Origin of the sequence: Alginatibacterium sediminis, assembly GCF_003610775.1 — a bacterium.
GTDB lineage: Bacteria > Pseudomonadota > Gammaproteobacteria > Enterobacterales > Celerinatantimonadaceae > Alginatibacterium > Alginatibacterium sediminis.
Map to the genome: position 1 here is coordinate 97,708 of NZ_RAQO01000001.1, position 10,651 is coordinate 108,358.

Below are 10,651 nucleotides of genomic sequence, written 5' to 3' on the forward strand. Positions count from 1 at the left end.
CAACGCTTGGACACTCACTAAATGACGACAACAGCATTATATTGCTCAACGACATCTCAATTGGGCTTAGCTGCTGATATTTGCAGTCGTTATAACTTGGAGCTCAATCCAAGTTCGCAAGATACCAGCCAATTCTTCCTTTCACTAGATCAAGATGGCCTTGGTTTGCACTGGCGAGAAGAGCCAAAAATCAAGCCATTGCGCGTCGATTTTACGCAAGGAAAAACAGCACATCGTAGAAAGTTTGGGGGGAGCGAAGCTATTGCAAGGGCAGTGGCTTACTCAAAAGCGTGCCCGCCTTCAGTCATAGATGCAACAGCCGGTTTAGGTCGCGATGCTTTCGTACTTGCAAGCCTCGGTTGTAAGGTTACCTTACTAGAGCGCTCACCAATTGTGGCAGCCTTGCTAGAAGATGGACTTAGACGTGCTGCTTATGACCCAGACATTGGCGCATGGGTCGGCGAACGCATGCACCTGATCCATACCAAACACTTATCAGAGCTGAAAAACTATAAAGCCGACGTAGTGTACTTAGATCCTATGTACCCAGAAAAAAAGAAAAAAGCCCAAATCAAAAAAGAAATGCGGATTTTTCAACTATTAGTTGGAAAGGACTTAGACGCAGATATGCTATTACCTTTTGCTTTGCAAAGTGCAGCTAAGCGTGTGGTTGTGAAACGGCCTGATTATGCGCCATTCTTAAACCAGCACAAAACCTCCACATTTGTTCCAACCAAAAGTCATCGTTTTGATATTTATTCAACAATATCAGCTGACAAGACTTAAATTTTTGTTTTGTCGAATGTAACAAAGCGGAAACAGTGAGCTTGATCTTATTTCTAGACACTTACAAAGCAATATCCGTGAAAGCGCTTGCAAAGAAATCAGGCTGTCGATAATCTCTAAATATCGCTGCAAGATAAGCAGTGGTATGGAAAGAGATAACATCTGACCTTTGTTGACCGACAAAACTATAAAAAACCCTTCACTGAAGGGTTTTTTTTGGCTCAAATTTTCTAATCGAATTGAATTCTTAAATTATGGTCTAAGTTGGGCTAACCATTGGCTATCAAGTTCACTTGAGTAATCGATATGCTCAAATCCAAAACCATTAAGCTGTAAAAAGCTTTGCTTATAGCCTTGATAATCTAGTCGCTGCTTGAAGTTTTCAGGGCTTAGTCCGTCAAGCTGCTTATTAACCTGAGCCTGCACATCTTCTCGTAACTCCCAATCGTCAATGCGCAAACAGCCTTCATCATCTAATTGCGCTTCACCACTTTTCGGAAATAAATGCTCACTCAATAAACGATAGGCTTGCTGTATGGTTTCTTCGTGCAGTTCTTTATGTTTCATGACGTCATAAAGGGCGGCAATATAAGGAGACATTACCGGAATAAAAACGCTGGCTTTAGTAACTAAAGCCTTAGCAACACATGGCATCGCTTGAATACTTAAGTCTCTAAATTTTGTATTGATAAGACCCGCGTGTAAGTGAAGATTTTGCTTGGCAAAACCGATACTACCGTCTCTGTATATCGGCGCGGTCAACTCCGGTCCGATATAGGAAAAAGCTAAGGTTTTACAGCCCGAGTTCAATAAATCAGCGTTAGCCAGTACCTCAATCCACTGCAACCACGGCTCCCCACCCATTACTTTGGCCGTCGCTTCAAGTTCATCTTGGGACGCAGGGCCAACTTGGTCAGGAGTCAAACTATCAGTTTCTAAATTTAAGGAATATCCATGCATGGTTTGCTCGGCGGTTTTTAAGCACGAGAACCATGTTTGCTCGCCATCTATTCGTTTGCCGCTGGCGAGCGAGTAGATGACTAAATCTATTTTTCCAGCATAGTTAGCTTTAAAGTAATCAACGGTTGATTGCATAGTCTCGAGACTAAAAGCATCTGCAATTATATTGTCGCTGCGCAAGCCCAATGCTTCAGCCTGTTGCTTTGCAAAGACATTGTTGTACCAACCTGCACTACCCATACCTTTTTCTGATGGACCTCGCTCCATCGAAACCGATAAGCTATTGGAATGGCAACTTTGAGTCAAAGCCACCCGACTAGCGAGACCAAAGCCTGACGACCCACCAATAATAAGCACATTTTTAATCGTTTGGAGCTTCGGCAAACTGTTTATGTAATCAACTTGCTGCTGAACATAGGCTTGGCAGCCTACTGGATGACAGTTGCGAGCAACATTACCCGACAAAAGGGGGGAAATAGACATCAGACTCTCCAAAATAAAGAATCTGATTATTGTACTTGGGTAGCTTTCACTACCCAACGCTTTCTTTATCGAAATTCATTAAGCCCCAACACCACATTCCATGCATGCATCGATCATTTCTGGTCCCAAATGTAATTTTGCATTGAGCTCTCGTAAAGCTGTTCGCAGGCCTTCCTCAATCACAGGGTGATAAAAAGGCATGTCTAACATTTGGGAAACCGTCATTTGTTGCTGATGTGCCCATGCCAACAAGTGGGCTAAATGCTCAGCATTAGGGCCAACAATTTCTGCCCCTAAAAAGCGTCCGGTACCCTGCTCGCCGTATAAGTGAGCTCGTCCCTTATTGACTAACATTACCCGACTGCGGCCTTGATTTTCAAAGCTTACGGTACCAATTTCAAAGCACCCACAGCTACCTAAGCGGGTCTCAATCTGTTTGTAGCTTTCTCCCACCATCGCAATTTGCGGATCGGTAAACACTGCAGCGATTGAGCTTCGTCTTAAGCCAGCGCGTAAATCTTTTCCACGGCCCGCGTTATCTCCAGCAATTTTACCTTGATCGGCGGCCTCGTGTAGCAAAGGGATCAAGTTATTCGCATCACCGGCTACAAAAATGTTATCAACACTGCTCTGCATGGTGAAATGGTCAACTACGGGCACACCTCGCTCATCAAGTTCAATGCTTAGCTTGTCTAGCCCTAAACGGTCGACATTGGCTCGTCTTCCGGTTGCGGCTAGCAAATAATCAAAGTGCTGGTGTTGTGGCTCTCCGTCTAAGTCTGTAAAGCTTATACGTACTTGATCGTTATCTAACTCAATGGCTTCAACTTTAGCATCAGCATCTAAATAGAAATCAGCTTGAAACGCTTCTTTTGCGGCGTTCATCACTGTCGGATCAGACAATGGTCCAACCTGCCCACCCACCCCAAAGACTTTGATTTCGACACCCAGTCGACTAAGCGCTTGCCCAAGTTCTAGTCCAATAACTCCTGGGCCAAACACTGCCACTGAACTTGGCAACTCCTCCCAACTAAATACATCATCATTAACAACTAAACGCGACCCAAGTGATTGCCAGGCTGCGGGAAACGCTGGTCGCGAACCGGTAGCAATAACAATGCGTTTGGCATTTACGATACTATCGCCAACTTGTAAGGTGTTGTTATCAATAAAGCTTGCATGACCTTTTAGTTTTTCTGAGCTTGGTATCGAATCTACCGATTCCAGCACAAAGCCTACAAAGCGGTCGCGCTCAGACCTAACGCGCTGCATGACTGCTTTGCCATCTATCTTAGGCTTTCCTAAATTCACACCAAATTGTGCTGAATGATGATACTGGTGGGCGTTTTCAGCGGCTGCAATCAAAAGCTTACTTGGCATGCAACCAACTCGCGCACATGTTGTACCAAACTCGCCACCTTCAATTAGAAGAACTGATTCGCTGTGCTGTTTAGCGGCTCTATACGCAGCAAGACCTGCTGTTCCGCCACCTATAACTGCAACATCGACTGAAATATTTGGCTGTTTCTGTGCCATCTTTACGCCCACCCTTTCTAGACTTATATGCTAACTGTTTATAATTTATGCAAAGAACTTTTCAAGTTCTTCTGACCCACCGATGTGCTTACCATCGATAAAGATTTGTGGGACAGAGGTTTGACCCGACAAAGCCTTTAAACTAGTACTACTAGCATCTGTCCCAAGAACGATCTCTTCAAAGCCATAACCTTTTTCTTTCAACAAAGTTTTGGCTTTTGCACAAAATGGGCAACCAGGCTTAGTGATAATACTTACTGGCATAGGCTTGTTCGCTTTTGGATTGATGTAATCGAGCATAGTGTCCGCATCAGAGACTTCAAATGGGTCGCCTGGTTGATTAGGTTCGATAAACATTTTTTCAATCACACCATTTTTAACCAACATAGAATAACGCCAGCTACGCTTACCAAAGCCTAAATCAGACTTGTCGACTAGCATTCCCATGCCTTCAGTAAACTCACCTGATCCATCGGGAACAACAGTGATGTTCTCAGCTTCTTGGTCAGCCAACCATGCATTCATCACAAAAGTGTCGTTGACACTTAAACACACAATATCGTCAACCCCATTTTCTTTTAAACTTGCAGCAAGTTCGTTATAGCGTGGCAAGTGCGTTGATGAGCAAGTGGGTGTGAACGCACCCGGAAGAGCGAATACTGCTACTGTCTTGTTAGCAAATAATTGCTCTGTGCTTACATCAACCCATTGCTCACCCTGGCGAGTGTGGAAAACTGCACTTGGTACATTTTGACCTTCACGATTCTCTAACATAATGTTTCCTTATTTGATTAACTGTTTTGTTGAATTGTTTATAGTATCTACCAGACCGATTAATTCGTAAAGACGATTAAATTTATCAATTTGATTCGCTATACCTATGGATTAACTAAGCTTGATGCTAATCTATATACATGCAGGAATTTTCTGCTTTAATGTTCATAATAGCTAAATATCCGGATGTATATGAGTAGTTCAATCAGTAATACCCAAGGACTGTTGCATTTTCGCATTACCTCGCAGCAACCCTTTGCAATCGGTACACTGAAAGTTAAAGAAATTGTACCTTTCTCCAAATTATTTTCGCTGCCGAAATCGAGCCCAAATGTTCTAGGAACAATGTCGATCCGGGGAAAAACCATTGCTGTCATTGACGTAGCCGCAGCTATTGGTTTTCGCGCGCTGCAACCCGAAGATTACGCAAAAGCTTCAATAATCGTCACGGATGTCAGCCGAAACATGGTTGGTTTGATGGTGCGCAAAATTGAAAAAATCACTGCCTGCCGTTGGAGTGAAATTGAAACACCGCCGGCGAATCTTGGTAGTAATGCCTTTGTAAACGGCATTACGTATATTGATGACCAGTTAGTACAGTTACTGGATGTTGAAAAACTTCTCTTAGGTATATTTCCGGAAAGCGAAGAGCAATTTAATGTCAGCATTAGCTTAGCCGAGCAAGCAACTTTGGCGCGTCAATCGATATTATTGGTTGATGACTCAGTTCTGGCTCGTAAGCAGCTGTCATCAGTACTGGATCGTTTGGAAATTGGCTACGACATAGTGGACAACGGTCGAGCCGCATTTGAACTAATGCAGGAGAAAGAAAAAGAAGAAAAACCGATCAATATACTGGTTAGTGACATTGAAATGCCTGGATTAGATGGTTATGAACTCTGCTTTGAAGTAAGAAGTGCACCAGCTATCGCAAAGGCCTTTATTATTTTGCACACTTCGCTATCAAGCGAGATTAGCGTAGACCGAGCGAAACAAGTTGGTGCAAATATGGCGCTCACTAAATTTGATGGCCAAGAGCTAATCAATGCCATGTTGCAAGGTGCTAATGAACAGACCGTTTAAGTTCTATTAATAGAGACTTCGCTCATTTTTAAGCACATGTCTCGGTGCTCTTCAACTGTCCAATAACTACCAAGCGTATTAAAACCACACTTGGTAAATAAGCCGATCGCGGGTTGATTTTGGCTCAAACATCCATCACGCAGTATCACCTGCTCCGCGTCTGTTTGCTCCAGCAAAACTAACAGCTCTTGTAAGCTGTTGTAGGCAAAACCTTGACGACGATAACGCTCAGAAACAACCAAATCTAACATCGCATTTCGGCCTCTGAAAAGATCAACATCATAATTGCGGTAACGTTCCGCCTCATGCTTATCGACTTTAAAGTCTAATATGAAATAGCCAGCTATGGATTGCTCAATGGGATCTTCAAGAATAAAACGCATGGCGCTGTCATTATCTAACTTACACAGATCGAAAGCCGTGCCTTTATTTAAGGGGTGTGGATAAAAAAAAGCGCGGCTGTCTTCACTCAAGCTCTCAAAAAAAACAGCTAAACGAATCGCATCACCAGTTTCTAAGCGTCTTAATTCAAGACAGGACAGTGAGGTTTGCGATTGTATTTTCATTTGACGACCTTAAAGCTAAATCAGTAGAACTTGTTAACAACCATGCAATAAACATACGCAATTGCTAAATGTATGTACAAAAACACTTTTAATTATGTTGAAGCCTATAATAAACCCATTAATAACAACAGGTTAAATTGGTATGGTTGAGTATTATTTTTCAGTGTGTTCGCTCTTAGATGTAAACAAACTTAACCTTGTTGATGGAATTTGAACCTATGTGCTAAAAAAGCTGACAGTCTACTCAATAGCCCCCGTCCGCGGGCTGCTGAACATCACCCAAAGTACGCATATTGAGTCAATCAGCCATCTAATTTACAATTGCTTAACAATTAACAAGAGGACCGATGAGTATGCGCTCACTGCAATCATGGCTGGATGAATATGCACAAAGCCATCAGAACCCCCAAAATAAAAGAATTCACTTTATTGCCGTGCCTAGTATCTACTTCACGGTTGTGGGGCTGCTTTGGTCAATACCAACGCCAACATGGTTAGCTGAACTAGGCTTTGTTAATGGCTTATCATTGCTGGTCGTTCCAATAATGTTGTTTTATTTTACACTGTCATTGCGACTTGGTTTGCTTATGAGCCTGTTTACTGGAGCGTGTGTCGCACTTCTTTACGCTTATCAAGCTCTAGGTTTGAGTTCAGTTACCGCTATGTGCATTGCTGTTTTTGTGGTCATGTGGATAGCACAATTTTACGGACATAAATTAGAAGGTAAAAAACCGTCGTTTTTCAAAGACGTGTTTTTTTTGTTGATAGGCCCGGCTTGGATTATTCATAACATTTCAACTCGCTAGGCCACACAATACAAAAACCCAGCCAAGGCTGGGTTTTTTATCACACGAACATTCGCCTTACTGAGCTTTGCGTCGGTTAATCTTAAGCGTTGAATATACCGAAAATACCGCTAAACAGATAAACGCGAGTGCGATTGGACGGTCGTACAAAAATGACCAACTCCCTTCATACATCAGCAATGCTTTACGCAGGTTGGTTTCCGCCATTGGCCCCAAGATGATCGCCAGTAATATCGGTGACGAGGGCACCTCTATTTTATTGAGTACAAATCCAAGTAAACCAAAACAAATCGCAATTCCAACATCAAACATAGAGTTGTTTATCGCAAATGCACCAACAACTGATAGGAAGATGATAATTGGGATCATGATGATTTTTGGCACTTCAATAATACGGCAAAAGAAGCGTATTCCAAAAATACCAATACCAAGCATGATCACGTTAGCCACTAGCATTGAGCTAAAGACGCCGTAAACAACCTCAGGATTTTGAGCGAACAGTAACGGCCCAGGTGTGAGCCCTTGAACAATCAAGGCACCTAATAGTACCGCCGCCACAGCATCACCAGGTACACCTAGCGTTAGTAATGGAACTAAAGATCCTCCAGTTACGCCATTGTTACCTGCTTCTGCTGCAGCTAAACCCCGAACGGAACCTTTACCGAACTCGTCAGGATCTTCCGCAACCCGCTTGGCTTCGTTATAACAAACAAAGGCTGAAATATCAGCGCCGGCACCGGGTACGGAGCCAATCGTAGTACCCATTAGGCCACTCTTAATAGCTGTAGGCAGCATGTCTTTTAAGTCTTGTTTGCTTAACAGCTTATGGTCAAACTTAGGTGGTGGAGTATGCTTATTGCCAACCAATTTTTCTAATTGTGATAATGCTTCTGATAGTGCAAATAAACCAATTAATACCGGGATGACATTAAAGCCACTGTACAAGTCCATGTTGCCAAAGGTAAAGCGTGGCACGCTGCTAATCGGGTCTAAACCAACCGTTGACACCAATAGTCCTATTGTTCCGGCTAATAAACCTTTTAAAATATTCTTAGACGAAACACTGGCAATAATGGTTAATCCAAATAGCGCAAGTGCAAAGTATTCTGGTGCATTAAAGCGCAAAGCAAACGTTGCAAGCATCGGCGCAATAGCTATCAAGATGATGGTACTAATTAAACCACCAACAAATGAAGCAACCGCTGAAATACTTAGAGCTCGAGCCGCTTGTCCTCGCACAGCCATGGTATGACCGTCCAGTACACTGGCGGCAGAGGCCGGGGTTCCGGGGGTTTTTAGCAAAATGGCTGCAATTGACCCCCCATAAATTCCCCCGATGTATACACCAATGAGCATAACCAATGCTGGCGTTGCTTCCATACCGAAGGTAAAGGGTAATAAGATTGCAACACCCATGGTTGCGGTTAAACCCGGTAATGCACCAAGAATGATGCCACCCAATACACCGAAAATAAGGATGGGCAGCACTGCTGGACTAAATGCGACAGCTAAGCCACTAAGCAAGTGTTCTAACATTGCTACTCTCCTAAAAAATGGAACCTTCTGGCAAGGCTATATAGAACACCTGACCAAATAGGTAATAAATGAAAACGACAAAACACACAGCCACAATGTAGTAACTGGGTTTTTTAATACGGAAATACAAAAGATAAGCGACGAAAGCCACTAGACTGGCAATCAAATAACCAACAAAACTAATCAAAATGGCATAGCCAATTAGATAGGCGGCACCCATCAAAGCCATTTTTGAGAATATCTTTTCTTTTACTGCAACAGCTGCTTGTGACTTGCTTTGAATGAGCAATACAACACAGATGATAGCTTGAATGATAGCAATAGCTGCGGGGAAGAATTTGGCATCGACACTCGCATCTTGTTGATACATCGGCGCATCAAACTGGGCCACCAAGACAAGAACAACCGCACTCACGATGAGCAACAGTGTTGGAAATACGACATGACGATTAAACATAGAAGTTATTCCTTGATGTAAAACACTAAGCCAGCTTAACTAAGCTGACCTAGTGCGACGATGTTCTACTACTTAACAAGAGTACCTAAAGCAACGGTATCTTCTTTAACAAATTGAGTGAACTCTTCAGCATTTAGATTATGGATAGTCATTGCACCTTTTGCCATAAACTCTTTAAATTCTTCGGTAGCCATTGCGTCATCAAACGCTTTACCTAGAATTTCAATTACTTCATCTGGCGTATCTTTCGGTGCGCCAATTCCGCGCCAAGTACCCGTTACCACTTCAACACCTTGTTCTGTAAGAGTCGGGACATCTGGAATATAAGAAATTCGCTCCTGAGACATCACACCGATTGCTTTCAATTGACCAGAACGCAATTGTGAAATCGCTTCACCAGGTGTAACCATCGTTACATCGGTATGGTTACCCAGTACTGCTGGAATTGCTTCAGACGCACCGTTATAAGGAATAGCATTCAGTTTAATGTCTTGGTCTTTCTCTAACGCCATCAAATAGAAGTTAGGCGCTGCAGTTGAAGCAAACTTCACCTTACCTGGATTTGCTTTCGCTTCAGCGATCAAGTCATTAATAGTATTATAGGGGCTATCAGCCGCTACAAGAACTACAGCTGGATCAAGGTTTACCAAACGAATAAGTTTAAAGTCGTCTTGGTCATGCTGCATCAAACCCATTTGAGGAAGTGACGCTATTTCACGGGTTACAACCGTTAGGGTATAACCATCTGCACGTTGTTGCGCACCAAAACTCATACCTACGGCACCAGCACCACCAGTACGGTTCATCACCGAAATATTTTGTCCTAAAAAGTCTTTCGCACTGTTTGCAATAGTACGGCCAACAGCGTCTGTTCCACCACCAGCACCGAAAGGCACAACTAGGCGGATATTCTTACTTGGGTAATCTGCGGCTGAAGCTCCAGCGGCTAGCATCATGCCACCAGCAACTAACATTGATTTAAGAATTGTGTTCATTTCAAGTTCCTTTAGTCTGCTATTTTTCGATGGGTCTGAGACCCAGCTTCTGTTTTAACTCTTTGATATTCCGCAATTGTTAGTTGTTCGATAGCAACTGCTACCCAACCGCTAACAAGCATGTCAAACCACTGCTGAACACCACTACAAGCAACCACAATGTCGCCATAGACGAACGATCCGTAAAACAATAGATCGTCATCCTGAAGTGATGAAGGGTGTAAACTTTGCTGATTAACATTTGAGCTATTATTACGCCAAGCCTGTTTGGCTTTATTGCGTGCGTACTGATCAAATGGAATCGTCCAATCTTCTGGACTTCCTATTGATTTTTCATATAGAACCGCATTCTCGAAGTCCGACTCCCAAGGTTTTAAACTTGGGTTCATCACTACAATGTGCAGCTCTTTACGATTGGTTCGTTCGAATAAGGATTCAATCGAAGGCCTTAGCATGTCGATAGCTTCTTCAGCTATTTGAATATGGCTTTTCACTAATTTGTCTCAACTTAACGCTGTGACATAAGATTATTGTATTACATTTAACCGAGCAACGCGTTATTGAACAAAATGGTGCAAACATCACAATAATAAAGCACAAAACCTCAATTATCGTGATCTAAAACGTTAAAGATTTCACACTTACCCCTAAATAGGGGGTGAATAGAAT

The 10,651-nt window shown here is 42.8% G+C and carries 11 protein-coding genes; 3 read left to right on the top strand and 8 right to left on the bottom strand.

The genetic code is table 11. From position 1 onward, the window contains the following. Positions 1-21: 21 nt before the first annotated feature. Entirely contained in the window at positions 22-786 is a 765-nt protein-coding gene (locus DBZ36_RS00515; protein WP_120352966.1) for a class I SAM-dependent methyltransferase, read from the top strand. A 252-nt stretch (positions 787-1,038) separates the two neighbouring features. On the opposite strand, the gene fabV is transcribed toward DBZ36_RS00515, so the two are convergent. The 3 genes from fabV to DBZ36_RS00530 form a co-directional block, all read right to left on the bottom strand. Then, complete coding sequence (gene fabV, locus DBZ36_RS00520; protein ID WP_120352967.1) at positions 1,039-2,229, bottom strand: enoyl-[acyl-carrier-protein] reductase FabV; 1,191 nt, start codon at positions 2,227-2,229, stop codon at positions 1,039-1,041. Positions 2,230-2,307: 78 nt separating this feature from the next. After that, positions 2,308-3,765: a dihydrolipoyl dehydrogenase gene (locus DBZ36_RS00525; protein WP_120352968.1), complete on the bottom strand. Its 1,458-nt coding sequence runs from the start codon at positions 3,763-3,765 to the stop codon at positions 2,308-2,310. Between the two features lie 45 nt (positions 3,766-3,810). Then, positions 3,811-4,539, bottom strand: coding sequence for a glutathione peroxidase (locus DBZ36_RS00530; protein ID WP_120352969.1), 729 nt, complete (start codon positions 4,537-4,539; stop codon positions 3,811-3,813). Between the two features lie 192 nt (positions 4,540-4,731). Here DBZ36_RS00530 and DBZ36_RS00535 point away from each other — a divergent pair, with 192 nt between their 5' ends. Next, positions 4,732-5,622 (top strand): chemotaxis protein, encoded by an 891-nt coding sequence (locus DBZ36_RS00535; protein ID WP_120352970.1) that lies wholly within the window; start codon positions 4,732-4,734, stop codon positions 5,620-5,622. Here the strand turns inward: DBZ36_RS00535 and DBZ36_RS00540 are convergent. Further along, positions 5,619-6,188 carry a GNAT family N-acetyltransferase gene (locus DBZ36_RS00540; RefSeq protein ID WP_120352971.1) on the bottom strand — a complete coding sequence of 190 codons (570 nt, stop codon included), beginning with the start codon at positions 6,186-6,188 and terminating at the stop codon, positions 5,619-5,621. The genes DBZ36_RS00535 and DBZ36_RS00540 overlap by 4 nt on opposite strands. Positions 6,189-6,541: 353 nt before the next feature. Between DBZ36_RS00540 and DBZ36_RS00545 the strand changes: the two genes are divergently transcribed. Continuing rightward, entirely contained in the window at positions 6,542-6,994 is a 453-nt protein-coding gene (locus tag DBZ36_RS00545; protein ID WP_325049060.1) for an Mpo1 family 2-hydroxy fatty acid dioxygenase, read from the top strand. A 57-nt stretch (positions 6,995-7,051) separates the two neighbouring features. On the opposite strand, the gene DBZ36_RS00550 is transcribed toward DBZ36_RS00545, so the two are convergent. The 4 genes from DBZ36_RS00550 to DBZ36_RS00565 form a co-directional block, all read right to left on the bottom strand. Further along, positions 7,052-8,530, bottom strand: coding sequence for a tripartite tricarboxylate transporter permease (locus DBZ36_RS00550; protein WP_120352973.1), 1,479 nt, complete (start codon positions 8,528-8,530; stop codon positions 7,052-7,054). Between the two features lie 10 nt (positions 8,531-8,540). Then, positions 8,541-8,987, bottom strand: coding sequence for a tripartite tricarboxylate transporter TctB family protein (locus tag DBZ36_RS00555; RefSeq protein ID WP_120352974.1), 447 nt, complete (start codon positions 8,985-8,987; stop codon positions 8,541-8,543). Positions 8,988-9,055: 68 nt separating this feature from the next. Beyond that, positions 9,056-9,982 (bottom strand): tripartite tricarboxylate transporter substrate binding protein, encoded by a 927-nt coding sequence (locus DBZ36_RS00560; RefSeq protein ID WP_120352975.1) that lies wholly within the window; start codon positions 9,980-9,982, stop codon positions 9,056-9,058. A gap of 11 nt (positions 9,983-9,993) precedes the next feature. After that, on the bottom strand, positions 9,994-10,476 hold the full coding sequence (locus DBZ36_RS00565; RefSeq protein WP_120352976.1) for a hypothetical protein: 483 nt from the start codon (positions 10,474-10,476) through the stop codon (positions 9,994-9,996). Positions 10,477-10,651 lie beyond the last annotated feature (175 nt).

Bases quoted from the DNA above. Each gene is read 5' to 3' on its own strand.
- DBZ36_RS00540 (WP_120352971.1), bottom strand. From the start codon at position 6,188: ATGAAAATACAATCGCAAACCTCACTGTCCTGTCTTGAATTAAGACGC.
- DBZ36_RS00555 (WP_120352974.1), bottom strand. From the start codon at position 8,987: ATGTTTAATCGTCATGTCGTATTTCCAACACTGTTGCTCATCGTGAGT.
- DBZ36_RS00545 (WP_325049060.1), top strand. From the start codon at position 6,542: ATGCGCTCACTGCAATCATGGCTGGATGAATATGCACAAAGCCATCAG.
- DBZ36_RS00560 (WP_120352975.1), bottom strand. From the start codon at position 9,982: ATGAACACAATTCTTAAATCAATGTTAGTTGCTGGTGGCATGATGCTA.
- fabV (WP_120352967.1), bottom strand. From the start codon at position 2,229: ATGTCTATTTCCCCCCTTTTGTCGGGTAATGTTGCTCGCAACTGTCAT.
- DBZ36_RS00535 (WP_120352970.1), top strand. From the start codon at position 4,732: ATGAGTAGTTCAATCAGTAATACCCAAGGACTGTTGCATTTTCGCATT.
- DBZ36_RS00530 (WP_120352969.1), bottom strand. From the start codon at position 4,539: ATGTTAGAGAATCGTGAAGGTCAAAATGTACCAAGTGCAGTTTTCCAC.
- DBZ36_RS00550 (WP_120352973.1), bottom strand. From the start codon at position 8,530: ATGTTAGAACACTTGCTTAGTGGCTTAGCTGTCGCATTTAGTCCAGCA.
- DBZ36_RS00515 (WP_120352966.1), top strand. From the start codon at position 22: ATGACGACAACAGCATTATATTGCTCAACGACATCTCAATTGGGCTTA.
- DBZ36_RS00525 (WP_120352968.1), bottom strand. From the start codon at position 3,765: ATGGCACAGAAACAGCCAAATATTTCAGTCGATGTTGCAGTTATAGGT.